18 protein-coding genes are annotated in these 13,915 nt (G+C 36.4%); 14 read left to right on the top strand and 4 right to left on the bottom strand.

Annotation, left to right across the window (positions count from 1 at the left end; genetic code table 11):
• Positions 1 to 94: 94 nt before the first annotated feature.
• Positions 95 to 250: a sporulation histidine kinase inhibitor Sda gene (sda, locus tag COL05_RS00885; RefSeq protein ID WP_000850094.1), complete on the bottom strand. Its 156-nt coding sequence runs from the start codon at positions 248 to 250 to the stop codon at positions 95 to 97.
• 247 nt (positions 251 to 497) lie between these two features.
• Here sda and COL05_RS00890 point away from each other — a divergent pair, with 247 nt between their 5' ends.
• The 8 genes from COL05_RS00890 to COL05_RS00925 all read left to right on the top strand — a co-directional run bounded on the left by COL05_RS00890 (position 498) and on the right by COL05_RS00925 (position 5,633).
• On the top strand, positions 498 to 1,010 hold the full coding sequence (locus COL05_RS00890; protein ID WP_000765309.1) for a YqeG family HAD IIIA-type phosphatase: 513 nt from the start codon (positions 498 to 500) through the stop codon (positions 1,008 to 1,010).
• 3 nt (positions 1,011 to 1,013) lie between these two features.
• Positions 1,014 to 2,120, top strand: a complete 1,107-nt coding sequence (gene yqeH, locus COL05_RS00895; protein ID WP_000140795.1) for a ribosome biogenesis GTPase YqeH — start codon at positions 1,014 to 1,016, stop codon at positions 2,118 to 2,120.
• A gap of 15 nt (positions 2,121 to 2,135) precedes the next feature.
• Positions 2,136 to 2,969, top strand: coding sequence for a shikimate dehydrogenase (gene aroE / locus COL05_RS00900; protein WP_098667256.1), 834 nt, complete (start codon positions 2,136 to 2,138; stop codon positions 2,967 to 2,969).
• Positions 2,970 to 2,974: 5 nt separating this feature from the next.
• Complete coding sequence (gene yhbY, locus COL05_RS00905) at positions 2,975 to 3,268, top strand: ribosome assembly RNA-binding protein YhbY (protein WP_000955224.1); 294 nt, start codon at positions 2,975 to 2,977, stop codon at positions 3,266 to 3,268.
• A gap of 137 nt (positions 3,269 to 3,405) precedes the next feature.
• Positions 3,406 to 3,975: a nicotinate-nucleotide adenylyltransferase gene (nadD, locus tag COL05_RS00910; RefSeq protein ID WP_098667257.1), complete on the top strand. Its 570-nt coding sequence runs from the start codon at positions 3,406 to 3,408 to the stop codon at positions 3,973 to 3,975.
• Complete coding sequence (gene yqeK, locus COL05_RS00915) at positions 3,965 to 4,534, top strand: bis(5'-nucleosyl)-tetraphosphatase (symmetrical) YqeK (protein ID WP_098667258.1); 570 nt, start codon at positions 3,965 to 3,967, stop codon at positions 4,532 to 4,534. The genes nadD and yqeK overlap by 11 nt, the downstream gene beginning before the upstream one ends.
• Entirely contained in the window at positions 4,531 to 4,887 is a 357-nt protein-coding gene (gene rsfS / locus COL05_RS00920) for a ribosome silencing factor (protein WP_000653200.1), read from the top strand. The genes yqeK and rsfS overlap by 4 nt, the downstream gene beginning before the upstream one ends.
• Positions 4,884 to 5,633 carry a class I SAM-dependent DNA methyltransferase gene (locus COL05_RS00925; protein WP_062923560.1) on the top strand — a complete coding sequence of 250 codons (750 nt, stop codon included), beginning with the start codon at positions 4,884 to 4,886 and terminating at the stop codon, positions 5,631 to 5,633. Before rsfS ends, COL05_RS00925 begins: the two co-directional genes overlap by 4 nt.
• 222 nt (positions 5,634 to 5,855) lie before the next feature.
• Here the strand turns inward: COL05_RS00925 and comER are convergent, their stop codons facing one another.
• Complete coding sequence (gene comER, locus COL05_RS00930; RefSeq protein WP_060632322.1) at positions 5,856 to 6,683, bottom strand: late competence protein ComER; 828 nt, start codon at positions 6,681 to 6,683, stop codon at positions 5,856 to 5,858.
• A 77-nt stretch (positions 6,684 to 6,760) separates the two neighbouring features.
• Here comER and COL05_RS00935 point away from each other — a divergent pair, with 77 nt between their 5' ends.
• The 3 genes from COL05_RS00935 to COL05_RS00945 all read left to right on the top strand — a co-directional run bounded on the left by COL05_RS00935 (position 6,761) and on the right by COL05_RS00945 (position 10,317).
• Positions 6,761 to 7,360: a helix-hairpin-helix domain-containing protein gene (locus tag COL05_RS00935; RefSeq protein ID WP_098667259.1), complete on the top strand. Its 600-nt coding sequence runs from the start codon at positions 6,761 to 6,763 to the stop codon at positions 7,358 to 7,360.
• Between the two features lie 63 nt (positions 7,361 to 7,423).
• The gene (locus tag COL05_RS00940) at positions 7,424 to 7,981 is read left to right on the top strand and encodes a ComE operon protein 2 (RefSeq protein ID WP_048531258.1); all 558 of its coding nucleotides are present in this window, start codon (positions 7,424 to 7,426) and stop codon (positions 7,979 to 7,981) included.
• A gap of 14 nt (positions 7,982 to 7,995) precedes the next feature.
• Positions 7,996 to 10,317 (top strand): DNA internalization-related competence protein ComEC/Rec2, encoded by a 2,322-nt coding sequence (locus COL05_RS00945; protein ID WP_098667260.1) that lies wholly within the window; start codon positions 7,996 to 7,998, stop codon positions 10,315 to 10,317.
• A gap of 29 nt (positions 10,318 to 10,346) precedes the next feature.
• Here COL05_RS00945 and COL05_RS00950 read toward each other — a convergent pair whose 3' ends face one another.
• A complete protein-coding gene (locus tag COL05_RS00950) occupies positions 10,347 to 10,481 on the bottom strand; it encodes a YqzM family protein (protein WP_000997609.1) in 135 nt (44 codons plus the stop codon).
• Positions 10,482 to 10,827: 346 nt separating this feature from the next.
• Between COL05_RS00950 and holA the strand changes: the two genes are divergently transcribed.
• Positions 10,828 to 11,838, top strand: coding sequence for a DNA polymerase III subunit delta (gene holA / locus COL05_RS00955; protein WP_098667261.1), 1,011 nt, complete (start codon positions 10,828 to 10,830; stop codon positions 11,836 to 11,838).
• 83 nt (positions 11,839 to 11,921) lie between these two features.
• Here holA and rpsT read toward each other — a convergent pair whose 3' ends face one another.
• Positions 11,922 to 12,179: a 30S ribosomal protein S20 gene (gene rpsT / locus COL05_RS00960; protein WP_001274011.1), complete on the bottom strand. Its 258-nt coding sequence runs from the start codon at positions 12,177 to 12,179 to the stop codon at positions 11,922 to 11,924.
• Between the two features lie 181 nt (positions 12,180 to 12,360).
• On the opposite strand from rpsT, the gene gpr reads away from it, so the two are divergent.
• Positions 12,361 to 13,464 carry a GPR endopeptidase gene (gpr, locus tag COL05_RS00965; RefSeq protein ID WP_029439956.1) on the top strand — a complete coding sequence of 368 codons (1,104 nt, stop codon included), beginning with the start codon at positions 12,361 to 12,363 and terminating at the stop codon, positions 13,462 to 13,464.
• A complete protein-coding gene (locus COL05_RS00970) occupies positions 13,461 to 13,826 on the top strand; it encodes a YqxA family protein (RefSeq protein WP_098667262.1) in 366 nt (121 codons plus the stop codon). Before gpr ends, COL05_RS00970 begins: the two co-directional genes overlap by 4 nt.
• The last annotated feature ends 89 nt before the right edge of the window (positions 13,827 to 13,915 follow it).

The following is a 13,915-nucleotide window of genomic DNA, read 5'->3' on the forward strand; positions in this document are numbered from 1 at the left end:
AAATTCCCTAGATGGGAGTACTTGTTTATTCGAGAGCCATCGCAGGATGGCTCTTTTTACAAGTTAGCTAATTAAAGTTTCACTTTATATGTAATCAAGACGATTTGACAAGCTTGTCCTCTAATGAGCGTCTAATAATTTCTTGTTTTATAAGTAAAATGAAGTCGGGATTTAATTTTAGTTCTTTTGCTTTATAATAAGACTCAGTGAGTAACTCAGTAGATAACTGTTCCATATGTTTTGTTTTCAAGGTGAGTCACCTCCTAATAATATAAGGATTGATTCGTTGTTGCATTTAATGTACCAAAAAAATATGACAGTCACAAACGAGTGGTTATCCACATACCTAGGTGGATAAAATGTGTATAGATTGTTAGTAAATTCCAAATTAGCTGAAAAATTAATGTGGAAAATGTGTACAATTTTATCCACAGGTCATATATCGAAATATGTTGTCGAAAAATTTTTATGAAAACTCCTCAAAGAGGTGAAAGAAATTGAAACTATTTTTACCAAATGAATACGTGAAAAATGTATATCATGTTCAACCAGAAGATTTGAAAAAGCGTGGTATTAAAGGCGTTATTACTGATTTAGATAACACTTTAATTGAATGGGATCGTCCAAATGCAACGCCACAACTTGAAGAATGGTTTTTGAAAATGAAAGAGCAAGGCATTCAAGTAACGGTCGTTTCAAATAATAATGAGCAACGAGTGAAAGACTTTGCTGATCCATTAGGTATTCCATTTATTCATAGTGCGCGTAAGCCATTTGTTCGTGCGTTTAAGCGTGCGATACAAGAGATGCAGTTGCAGCCAGATGAAGTTGTAGTAATTGGGGATCAGTTACTAACGGATGTGCTAGGTGGAAATCGAGTAGGACTTCATACAATTTTAGTTGTACCGGTAGCACAAACGGACGGATTAGTAACGCGCTTTAATCGAAAAATTGAACGAAGAATTATGAGAAACATGAAGAAAAAAGGTTTAATTAACTGGGAGGAATAAAGTTTGACTGAAACAATTAAATGTATTGGTTGCGGTGTAGAAATTCAAACAGAAGATAAAAATGAAGTGGGATATGCTCCTGCCTCATCTTTAGAAAAAGAACAAGTCATTTGCCAACGCTGTTTTCGTTTAAAACATTATAACGAAATTCAGGATGTATCATTAACAGACGATGATTTCCTACGTATTCTAAACGGAATTGGAAAATCGGATGCATTAGTAGTTAAGATTGTAGATATTTTTGACTTTAATGGTAGCTGGTTACCTGGCTTACATCGTTTCGTAGGAAATAATAAAGTATTACTTGTTGGAAATAAAGCGGATTTAATTCCTAAGTCAGTAAAACATGATAAAGTAAAGCATTGGATGCGCTATAGTGCAAAGCAGCTAGGATTAAAGCCAGAGGATGTCTTTTTAATCAGTGCAGCGAAGGGACAAGGAATTGCTGAGCTGGCAGATGCAATTGAGTATTACCGCGGTGGAAAAGATGTTTACGTTGTTGGATGTACAAATGTAGGGAAATCAACATTTATTAATCGTATGATTAAAGAATTTAGTGATGAGACTGAAAATGTAATTACAACATCTCATTTCCCAGGAACAACGCTTGATTTAATTGATATTCCATTAGATGAAGAATCTTCTTTATATGATACACCAGGTATTATTAACCACCATCAAATGGCTCACTATGTTGGAAAACAAAGCTTAAAGCTTATTACACCAACAAAAGAAATTAAGCCGATGGTGTTCCAATTAAATGAAGAACAAACATTGTTCTTTAGTGGACTGGCACGTTTTGATTATGTAAGTGGCGGTCGTCGTGCATTTACTTGTCATTTCTCAAATCGTTTAACAATCCATCGTACAAAGCTTGAGAAAGCAGATGAATTGTATAAAAATCATGCTGGAGATTTACTAAGCCCACCAACACCAGAAGAATTAGAAAATATGCCAGAGCTAGTGAAATACGAGTTTAATATTCGCGAACCAAAAACGGATGTTGTATTCTCTGGATTAGGATGGGTTACTGTAAACGAACCGGGAGCAAAAATTGTTGCACACGTACCAAAAGGAGTAAGTGTTTCATTGCGTAAATCTTTAATTTAATATGGAGAGGGATTTATGAAACAATTATATGGCGTAATCGGAAATCCAATTGGACATTCATTATCACCCGTTATGCATAACAATGCATTTGAACACTTGAATATGGATGCCCATTATCATGCCTTTCTTGTTAAAGAGGAAGAGCTAGGGGAAGCAGTAAGAGGTTTAAAAGCATTAGGTATTTCAGGATTTAATGTAACAACTCCGCACAAAGTTGCGATTATGGATTGTTTGGATGAGATTGATCCGCTAGCAAAACAAATTGGTGCAGTAAATACAGTGGTTCATAAGGATGGAAAGTTGATTGGCTACAATACAGACGGAATTGGTTTTGTCCGAGCACTGCAGTCCATTAGTAGCGAACCACTTCAAGAGAAACGTATTTTATTACTTGGCGCAGGTGGTGCTAGTCGAGCGATTTATTTTTCTCTAGCTGACGTAGGTGTGAAGGAGATTGATGTAGCTAATCGTACAGTAGATAAGGCGAAAGAACTTATTGCTGCATGTACGGCTACTGTTCATTCTGTTGCTTTATCGTTAGAAAAAGCAACAGAAGAACAAGGGAATTATGATATTATCATTCAGACGACAACAATAGGTATGCATCCACGTGTCGAACATACGCCTTTACAAATTTCTTCGTTAAAAAAAGGAACGATTGTATCAGATATAATTTATAATCCATTTGAAACGAAAATTTTATGTGAGGCGAAAGAGCAAGGTGCAATCATTCAAAATGGTATTGATATGTTTGTTTATCAAGGTGCACTTGCGTTTGAAATGTGGACGGGACGCGCGCCAAATATCGAACGAATGAAACAATTAGTTATAAGAAAGCTTGGAGGCTAACATATATGTTAACAGGAAAACAAAAAAGATTTTTACGTGCACAAGCACATCATTTAACACCGATTTTTCAAGTAGGAAAAGGCGGAGTAAATGAAAATATGATTAAACAAATCGCAGATACTTTAGAAGCTCGTGAGCTATTTAAAGTAAGTGTGCTACAAAACTGTGAATTCGATCGCCGTGAAGTTGCAGAAGAACTTGCAAAAGGTGCACGTGCTGAAATCGTTCAAGTAATTGGAAGCACAATCGTTTTATACAAAGAGTCAAGAGAAAATAAACAAATTAAGCTTCCTCGATAAAAAGATTAGCATACGCTATTTTTATTGTTGATGCGTAATGATGTAGAGAGCGAAACCAATTGAACTTTTATTAATAGCAACTCTCTTCATTCCTAACCGAAGAGAGTTGCTGTACGTAAAAGGAAGGGGCGTTTCTTTTGAGAAAAATTGGCATCATTGGCGGTACATTTGATCCGCCACATTATGGACATTTGCTCATTGCAAATGAAGTATATCACGCTTTGAATTTAGAAGAAGTGTGGTTCTTACCAAACCAAATTCCGCCGCATAAACAAGGGCGAAATATTACAAGTGTAGAAAGTCGCTTACAAATGTTAGAGCTTGCGACTGAGGCAGAGGAACATTTTTCCATTTGTTTAGAAGAGCTAAGCAGGAAGGGCCCATCTTATACGTATGACACTATGCTACAATTGACGAAGAAACATCCGGATGTGCAGTTTCACTTTATTATTGGTGGAGATATGGTTGAGTATTTACCGAAGTGGTATAACATTGAGGCGTTACTTAATCTTGTAACGTTTGTTGGGGTTGCAAGACCTGGTTATACATTGCATACACCTTATCCTATCACCACAGTGGAAATTCCGGAGTTTGCAGTTTCTTCATCTTTATTACGTGAGAGATATAAAGAGAAGAAAACATGCAAATATTTACTTCCTGAAAAAGTACAGGTATATATTGAGAGGAATGGGTTGTATGAATCGTGAGAAAGCACTTCATATTGTCAAACAACAAATGCATGAAAAGCGTTATATACACACAATTGGTGTAATGGAAACAGCAATTGAACTTGCTAAGTTATACGGTGTGGATGAAAAAAAGGCTGAAGTTGCAGCTATATTCCATGATTATGCGAAGTGTAGAGCGATTTCAGAGATGGAAGAGATCATTAACAATGAAGATTTGCCGAAAGATTTACTTTGTTACAACAAAGAGTTATGGCATGCACCTGTTGGGGCATACTTAGTAGAAAAAGAAGTAGGCATTACGGATCCTGAAATCCTGCAAGCTATTACATATCATACAAGTGGTCATGAAAAAATGACGATGTTAGATAAAGTAATTTATGTAGCGGATTACATTGAGCCTGGTCGAAAGTTTCCAGGAGTGGAGGAAGCTCGTAAACTCGCATATACGGATATAAATCAAGCTTTATTATTTGCGTTAAAGAGAACAATTCAATTTTTAATGGAAAAAGATCAAACGATTTATCCATTAACATTCCAAACATACAACGCAGTTATCAAGGAGGAAATGAGTAAATGAAAGATAAAGATTTATTAGTATTAGCGGCAAAAGCAGCTGATGATAAGAGAGCAGAAGATATGGTTGTCCTAAATATGCAAGGTATTTCACCAATTGCAGATTATTTCATTATTTGTCACGGTAACTCAGATAAGCAAGTGCAAGCAATTGCACGTGAAATTAAAGCAAAAGCACACGAATTCCAAATCGACGTACAACGTATGGAAGGTTTTGACGAAGCGCGCTGGGTATTAGTTGACCTTGGAGATGTAGTTGCTCATGTATTCCATAAAGATGAGCGTAATCACTATAATTTAGAGCGTCTATGGGGCGATGTGCCGCGTGAAGATATTACAGAAGAGCTAGGCCAATGAATTACGAACAATTTGCATTGCTGTACGACGAACTAATGAATGATGTTCCTTATGATAAATGGGTAGAATTCACAGAGGAAAGCTTGCAGCAAGCGGATATGAAAGAGGCTAAGATTCTTGATGTAGCATGCGGTACTGGTAATGTAACGCTTCCGCTTGTACAAAAAGGTTACGATGTAATCGGTGTCGATCTTTCAGAAGAAATGTTAGCAGTTGCTCAGCAAAAACTAGGCGGAGAAGGATATTTTATTCCTTTTTACCAACAAGACATGCGAGAGCTTGATGTTCCGGGTGAGTTTGACTGTGTAACGATCTTTTGTGATTCATTAAATTATGTATTGCAAGAAGATGGAGTGCAAGAAACATTCCGGAGAGTGTTTCACCATTTACGTCAAGATGGTTTGTTTTTATTTGATGTACATTCTTTATATAAAATACATCATGTATTTCAAAATGAAACATATACAGTGAATGGAGAAGAAATATCTCTTATTTGGAATTGCTTCCCTGGTGAAGAATCAAATAGTGTAGAACATGATCTAACATTCTTTGTTCAAGATCCGGAGGAAGATGTGTACCATCGTTTTGACGAATGTCACGTGCAACGTGCATATCCGGTTGAAGAGTTAACGAAATGGCTTGAAGAAGCTGGTTTTACAGTGCTTCGCGTAACTGGTGACTTTGAACGACTTGAAGTTACAGAGCAAACAGAGCGTATTTTCTTCATGGCGAAGAAAAACGGATAAAGTAAAACTTTAATCAGCGGGCTACTACTGCCCGGCAAATAGAGGGATAAAACAAAAGCAACCGAGAAGGTTGCTTTTGTTTTGTAAAGAAGATGTACTTTTCGTTCTAGCATAATTAGAAGGTGTTATACGTGAATTGTGAAAATGCTAGTTTAAGTGAAGTTGTAATGTGAAAAAATTAAGTATTTATAAAAAGGATTTGGAATGACGATGACGTATTTATTATGTGTGTTTATTGAATTGCTGATCAACGCATTTTAAATCTTCATCAAATTTTTCGTGTGTCCGCTCGATTAATTTGTGAAACATATCCCCAACATGTTCTTCTAAAACACGAATACCTTCTCCTGTAACGCCGCCTTTAACACATACTTTTTCTTGTAAAGTAGGCAATGTGAAAATCTCTTTTTCGAGTAGTTTACCCATTCCGACGACCATTTCACTTACTAAAGTAGTGGCTTCTTCATGTGTAATATTTGTTTTATCTACAGCAGCGTTAATGAAACATTGTAATAAATAACTAAAGAATGCAGGGCCGCAGCTTGCTATATCAGATGAAACGCGCGTTATATCTTCTTCTATTACAAGGGGAGTGGAAATGTTTTTGAATAGGCGAAATAGTTTTTGTTGCCACTCTTCAGAGCATTTACTTCCGAATGTAAATAGTGATGCGCCAGATAGGGCGCGGTTTGTAATGCTCGGAATAATACGGGCAACATGGCAAGGTACAAGTGTCTCTAATTGTGATGGAGATATTGGACTTGTGATAGAAACTAAGCACTTTTCATCAGAAAAATGTTCAGCGTATTTTTGTAGGATCGGGTATATATCTATCGGCTTTACGCAAATAAAAATAAGATGTGATCGTTCAATTACCTCATCAATAGTTTTGGCTATATGAACAGAAGGGTATTTTTCCTTTATATGATATGCTTTGGCGGGTGTTCGATTAATGATTGTAAGGCACGAAGGTTTGACAGCACGGGTTTCTAAAAATGCATCGATTAGTATATTCCCCATGTTTCCTGTCCCTATAATTCCTATGTTCAATGTTTCATCCCTCCTTCGTAACAGCTTTCTCCTAAACAATATGAATGATGTTATAAATTTATGATTAGAGGTGAAAAATGATGTGGGATTTTCCAAAGAAATGGTTAGGATTAGTAGCTATTATGGGAACTTTACTTTTTTTTCTTTTTTGGAAAGCGAACGAGCATACAGAGCGGTCAGTCATTGCAACGGATGTGCAAGTGAAAGAGATAGAGAAAAAAAGTAAACCGAAAATATCGGATACAAAGCAGCAGAAAAAAATAATTGTAATTGATATGAAAGGAGCTGTTGTTAAAGAGGGAGTGTATGAAATGAAAGAAGGAGACCGGGTCAAGGATGCCATTGAAAAGGCAGGTGGTTTTTTGCCCGAGGCAGATAGGATGAAGGTGAATTTAGCACAAATGGTACAAGACCAAATGATTCTTTACGTACCGAATAAAAACGAACCAACGCAAGAAGTAGCTGCTGTTTCAAAGGGAGAGGGCAAAGTTCAAATAAATACAGCTTCTAAAGAACAAATTGAAAAAATTACAGGTATCGGTTCTCGGAAAGCGGAAAGTATTTTGAAATATCGAGAGGAACATGGTCCGTTTCAGAAAATAGAAGATTTGTTAGAGATTGACGGAATTGGTGTGAAGTCTTTGGAAAAAATAAAAGATCAAATTATTATTCCGTAAAAGATTGACGAAGTTTTTCTTCATTCGCTACACTACAAGTAGACAAAAAAGTAGGTGAAGAATATGGAACGAATTTCATGGGATCAATATTTTATGACGCAAAGCCATTTGCTATCTTTACGTAGTACATGTACAAGGCTTGCAGTAGGGGCGACAATCGTTCGTGATAAACGAATTATTGCTGGTGGATATAATGGTTCAATTAAAGGTGGCGTACATTGTATAGATGATGGATGCTATGTTATTGATAATCATTGTGTTCGTACAATTCATGCAGAAATGAATGCTTTATTACAATGTGCAAAGTTTGGTGTGAAAACAGAGGAAGCAGAAATTTATGTTACGCATTTTCCTTGTTTACAATGCTGTAAGGCAATTATTCAAAGTGGGATTACGGCAGTTTATTATGCGCAGGATTATAAAAATCATCCATATGCCATAGAGTTATTTGAAAAAGCGAATGTAACAGTGAAACATGTTCCGCTAGAATATGATATTGCAGCATTAGAGGATCAAAAGCGCCATATGGAGTTAAAAGAACTATTCGCATCTTTAGAAAAAGAGAACTTATCAATGGAAGAATTACAGCATGTATTCACGAAAGCAAAAATGATGCTATAAGGAGTGAGTATGAGTTGCAAGGACAATGGGGCTATGTTGCAATCTCATTTATAATAGGGATTGCAATTGCCTTCTCCTCTTCGGTTTTATTGCTGACTTGTTGTCTCGTTCTATATGTTTTCTTTTGTTTGTATCGTACTTCGCGTAAAACCTTTTTTTATTGTATGGTAGCGTGTTTTAGCGGCGCTATGTACACTACGTATGTTCAAGGGCAAAACAAGCCTCTAGGAGAATCCTACGAAGCTACAAGAGGAGTGATACACAATACACCTCTTATTAACGGGGATCGTCTATCATTTCAAGTTGAAGATCAGAATGAAAATATAGTGCAGTTAAGTTACAAAATTAAATCAGCCTCAGAAAAGAAACAACTACGAAAATTACATGCAGGAGTATCATGTGTATTCGAAGGTGAGAGGAAAGTCCCGCCAATAGCTCGGAATTTTCATGGTTTTAATTATCATGATTATTTGTATAAGCAAAATATTCATTTCATATTGGAAGCTACATATATTTCTGAATGCCATAAAACATCGTTGTCACTCGTGCAATGGATTCTTCTGTTGAGACAGCAAGCAATCTCGGGCGTTACAGAAATGTTTCCAGAACAATCAGGTGCTTTTATGAATGCGTTAGTATTTGGTGATAGACAACAAATGACATTTGAAGTTGAAGAGCAATATCAACAATTTGGTCTTGTGCATTTGTTGGCGATTTCAGGTTCACATATCGTATTGTTAATGGCGATCGTGTATTTCATTTTGCTGAGAAGTGGTGTGACGAGGGAGGTAGCAACAGTATGTCTTATCTTCTGTATTCCTCTATATATGATTTTAGCAGGAGCGTCACCGTCTGTTATAAGAGCTTCTATAACAGGAGTGTTAATGTTAATCGCTTTTATGTACTCTATTCGTTTATCTAGCTTAGATGCTTTAAGTATAACAGCTATATGTATGCTTATATTTGATCCGTATCTTCTGTTTAATATTGGTTTTCAGTTTTCTTTCGTTGGTAGTTTTGCTTTACTGTTATCTGCCCCGCTTTTACTAGAGAGTAGTAATGGATTGATTCGAAATTCTATTTACATTTCTCTTATTTCACAACTTGTTAGTACCCCAATTTTGTTATATCACTTCGGTTATTTTTCTCCATATAGTATTTTTCTTAATATCCTATACGTTCCGTTTCTATCCCTCATTGTATTGCCGTGTAGTATCGTTATTTTAATATGTATACCGATTATCCCGTTTTTTGCAAAAGGACTTGCGAATGTACTATCAATAGGTTTGAATCTTTCTAATGATGTTTTAAGTTATTGTGAAAGTTTACCATTTACCAGTCTTAATTTTGGGCAAACACCTATACTTCTTGTAGCCCTATATTGCGTTAGTATGATTAGTATATTGATAGTTTGGGAAAGGCGAATGCCGAAAGGAATTATGTGTGTAGCTTCGGGGATATTTCTTTTTATTAGTACATGTCATTATATATATCCGTATTTTCGGGAAAGTGGAAGTGTTACATTTCTTGATGTTGGACAGGGAGATGCGATATTAATTCGTCTCCCATACGATAAAGAGATTTACCTCATTGATACTGGTGGAACAATTCGTGTAAACAAGGAAGAGTGGCAACGGAAAAAGCATGAATTTTCTGTCGGAAATGATATTTTGATTCCTTATTTACAAAAGGAAGGTATTAAAAAAATCGATAAATTAATCGTAACGCATGGAGATGCGGATCATATAGGTGCTGCGCAAGAGTTATTATCAAATATAACCGTAAAAGAAGTTGTATTTGGCCGAAAGGAACAAGATGCGGAATTAGAAAAAGTAGTAAAGAAACAGGCGTTAGAAAAGGAAGTGAAAATAAGAGAGGTAGGAGAAGGAGAAAGCTGGAGCATAAATGGAGCAGAATTTTTCGTATTAGCGCCAGTAGGAAAGGAGAGCAGTGAAAATAACGCTTCAATTGTAATGTGGGCAAAAGTAGGAGGACTAACGTGGTTGTTTACAGGTGATTTAGAAGAAGAAGGAGAGAAGTTTTTAGTAGCTACGTATCCAGAGTTACGGGCGGATGTTTTAAAGGTTGCTCATCATGGGAGTAAAACGTCATCTGTAACGCCTTTTCTAAGTGCTGTACAGCCTGATATAGCGATTATTTCTGTCGGTGAGCGTAATAGGTATGGGCACCCCCATAAGGAAGTTATAGAGCGTTTTGAGAAGATGGGGATTGAAATATGGCGCACGGATAAGCAAGGTGCTATTTCCTATGTTTTTAAAGGGGAAAACGGAACCTTTCGTAGCAAAATCACATATGATGAAACACATAATCGATAAAAAAGAAGACTGCCAGTAAGCAGCAGTCTTTAAGAACCAATAAATTTAATAACAGTTGCAATGATGAAAAGTGTTGCGAAAAAACCAAATGAGACGATAAATCCTACCCCTGAATCAATAGCGTCATTGCGTTTGCTTTGAACATTTTGTTCAAAATCATTCATTTAGAATCCCTCCCCAACATTCCACTTTAGTATAAAATATTGTCAGAAAAAAATCTACAATTTCCATATGAAGAGAAATATAGCGTTTTTACTATTTTTAGATTATGAAGTAACGTTAATTTTTTGTTTCCAAGCATGTTAACAGTTGGCACTTATACTCGAATTTTTATTGTGAATAATAAAGGGAAGGTGATTACCGCACACCAATAAGAAACCCGGGGCTTATTGCGTGGCGTTTAATATAAATAAAGGGACGGGTTATACAGCCTGTTCCTTTGTACTTGTAAAACAATAGCTAGGGCATTAGTATAAATATATATTGCCAAGTTAGGGAGTAGGAAAAAGTATGAGTGATATACATAAAAAGATTAAAAAGAAGCAGTTTGCTCCGTTGTATTTACTGTATGGAACGGAAGCGTTTTTTATAAATGAAACGATAAAGCTTATTACAACAGAAGCGCTAGAAGAGGAAGATCGCGAGTTTAATGTCGTGACATATGATTTAGAAGAAGCGTATTTAGAAGATGTGGTTGAGGATGCACGTACACTGCCTTTTTTCGGAGAGCGTAAAGTACTATTAATAAAATCACCACTATTTTTAACTTCACAAAAAGAAAAGTTAGAACAAAATATAAAAATTTTAGAAGAATATATTGGGGAGCCTTCTCCGTTTTCTATTCTTGTTTTTGTTGCATCTTACGAAAAGCTTGATGAACGAAAAAAAATTACAAAACTATTAAAGAAAACAGCGGATGTAATAGAAGCGAATGCAATGCAAGTGCAAGATGTTCAGAAGTGGATTGTTGCTCGTGCAGATGAAGTGCATGTACATATTGATCATGCAGCTGTTAGTTTGTTGTTAGAGCTTGTGGGAAGCAATGTAACGATGTTGGCGAAAGAAATGGACAAGTTAACGTTATATGTCGGTATGGGCGGAGAGATTACACCGAAACTCGTTGCAGAGCTTGTGCCAAAATCAGTTGAACAAAATGTGTTTGCTTTGACAGAAAAAGTGGTGAAAAAGGATATCGCGGGTGCGATGCAAATTTTGGATGGATTATTTACGCAGCAGGAGGAACCTATTAAATTGCTTGCATTATTAGTAAGTCAATTCCGTTTGCTGCATCAAGTGAAAGAGTTACAGCAACGTGGTTATGGGCAGAATCAAATTGCGTCTCATATTGGTGTGCATCCATATCGTGTAAAGTTAGCGATGAATCAAACGAAGTTTTTTTCTTTTGAAGAATTAAAAAAAGTAATTATAGAATTAGCGGAAGCTGATTATAGTATGAAAACTGGAAAAATGGATAAGAAACTTGTACTTGAGTTTTTCTTAATGCGGTTAAATCATATGTGATGGAACAAAAAAGTTCACGTGCTTAGCAAGTGAACTTTTTTGTATATAAAAAAACGATCCAAATGGATCGTTTTTTAAACGCCTTACGCGTTTACTTGTTTCGCTAAGCGAGATTTTTGACGAGCTGCAGCGTTTTGGTGGATAAGACCTTTACGAGCTGCTTTGTCAAGTTTTTTAGAAGCAGTTTTGAAAGCTTCTTTAGCATTTTCAAGATCGTTATTAGTAACTAAAGCTTCAACAGTTTTAACAGCAGAACGCATGTCAGACTTGATAGAAGCGTTATGTGCACGACGCTCTTCGCTAAGTTTAGCGCGTTTGATAGCAGATTTGATGTTTGCCATACTTTTCACCTCCCTGGTGCAATCGAATGACTCGATTCATAACATAGAACAAGTGATATTCTATCAAACGGTGAAGAGAATTGCAATAGTATATCCATGAAATTTCACGTAAAGGAAAGAATGACCTTATATAACTTTGGGAAATCTAACGATATTTACTATGAATTACGGAGGAGATACGATGAAAGAACCATTAGATTTAAGTAAATATAGTGTTAGAACGGACCTTGCTGTAGAGGCACATCAAATGTTGCAAGAGCGTCAAGAAGAGCAACAAGGAATACAAGGAGTTATTGTAAAAGAGAGGGAAGAAGAAGGTATTACCATTACGAAAGTAACGATTGATGAAGTTGCCTCTGAATCGATGGGGAAAAAACCTGGAAATTATTTAACGCTTGAAGTACAAGGGATACGTCAACAAGATACAGAATTGCAACAAAAAGTAGAGCGTATTTTTGCAAAAGAATTTTCGTATTTCTTAGAAGAGGTTGGCGTTACGAAAGAAGCGAGTTGTTTAATTGTTGGTCTGGGAAATTGGAATGTAACGCCCGATGCGCTTGGACCAATAGTTGTAGAAAATGTATTAGTAACGAGACATTTGTTTCAATTGCAGCCTGAAAGCGTAGAAGAAGGGTTTAGGCCTGTTAGTGCGATTCGGCCGGGGGTAATGGGGATTACAGGAATTGAAACGAGCGATGTCATTTATGGAATCATTGAGAAGACAAAGCCAGACTTTGTCATTGCAATTGATGCATTAGCTGCTCGTTCTATTGAAAGGGTAAATAGTACGATACAAATTTCTGATACAGGAATTCATCCTGGGTCGGGTGTTGGGAATAAACGTAAGGAACTCAGTAAAGAAACATTAGGAATTCCTGTTATCGCAATTGGCGTTCCGACTGTGGTGGATGCCGTTTCGATTACAAGCGATACGATTGATTTTATTTTGAAACATTTTGGCAGGGAGATGAAAGAAGGTAACAAACCTTCCCGATCTTTGTTACCGGCTGGTTTTACATTTGGAGAAAAGAAAAAATTAACAGAAGAAGATATGCCGGATGAAAAGAGCCGAAATATGTTTTTAGGTGCTGTAGGTACACTGGAAGATGAAGAGAAGAGGAAATTAATTTATGAAGTGTTATCTCCTCTAGGTCATAATTTAATGGTGACTCCGAAAGAAGTGGATGCTTTTATAGAGGATATGGCAAATGTAATAGCAAGTGGTTTAAATGCAGCACTGCATCATCAAATTGACCAAGATAATACAGGAGCATACACACATTGAGGGGGAGAGAGGATAATCATTTAAGCCGCTTTTCGCTTTTATGTATATGTAGTGCGGCCATATGCTTACTTATGGTGATAGCGGGGGTGGCACTTGCTAATCATGGTTTGAAAAGTATGAAAGGTTATCAGCAAATGTCGTATGAACAAATTGCACATATGACAGGAACAAAAGGCGAGGCTACTGAGTCAGAGATTTTGGAGGGTTCGTTTTCCGCTACTGAAAAACAAAAACAATTAGAAAGCTTAAGAAGTTTTAATGTTGTAGAAGGAATGGGTATGGCGATAGCAAGTGTTGCCTATGAAATAACAAAGTTTGGAACAGACATAGTTGTCGGGAAAGTAAAAGAAATTTTTAGTTAAGAGTCAAACGGGGATGGCTGTTTTACAGATTTGTAAGACAGCCGTTTTTTAATTTGAAAAAGGTTTGTCTCTTATGGTTTGTTCGCATA

The sequence above is a fragment of the Bacillus sp. AFS059628 genome (assembly GCF_002571225.1).
Lineage (GTDB): Bacteria > Bacillota > Bacilli > Bacillales > Bacillaceae_G > Bacillus_A.

Excerpts from the sequence above, each read along its gene's own strand:
- COL05_RS00925 (WP_062923560.1), top strand. The coding sequence starts at position 4,884 with ATGAATTACGAACAATTTGCATTGCTGTACGACGAACTAATGAATGAT.
- aroE (WP_098667256.1), top strand. The coding sequence starts at position 2,136 with ATGAAACAATTATATGGCGTAATCGGAAATCCAATTGGACATTCATTA.
- COL05_RS00940 (WP_048531258.1), top strand. The coding sequence starts at position 7,424 with ATGGAACGAATTTCATGGGATCAATATTTTATGACGCAAAGCCATTTG.
- yhbY (WP_000955224.1), top strand. The coding sequence starts at position 2,975 with ATGTTAACAGGAAAACAAAAAAGATTTTTACGTGCACAAGCACATCAT.
- COL05_RS00950 (WP_000997609.1), bottom strand. The coding sequence starts at position 10,481 with ATGAATGATTTTGAACAAAATGTTCAAAGCAAACGCAATGACGCTATT.
- holA (WP_098667261.1), top strand. The coding sequence starts at position 10,828 with ATGAGTGATATACATAAAAAGATTAAAAAGAAGCAGTTTGCTCCGTTG.
- yqeK (WP_098667258.1), top strand. The coding sequence starts at position 3,965 with ATGAATCGTGAGAAAGCACTTCATATTGTCAAACAACAAATGCATGAA.
- COL05_RS00935 (WP_098667259.1), top strand. The coding sequence starts at position 6,761 with ATGATGTGGGATTTTCCAAAGAAATGGTTAGGATTAGTAGCTATTATG.
- rsfS (WP_000653200.1), top strand. The coding sequence starts at position 4,531 with ATGAAAGATAAAGATTTATTAGTATTAGCGGCAAAAGCAGCTGATGAT.
- gpr (WP_029439956.1), top strand. The coding sequence starts at position 12,361 with ATGAAAGAACCATTAGATTTAAGTAAATATAGTGTTAGAACGGACCTT.
- rpsT (WP_001274011.1), bottom strand. The coding sequence starts at position 12,179 with ATGGCAAACATCAAATCTGCTATCAAACGCGCTAAACTTAGCGAAGAG.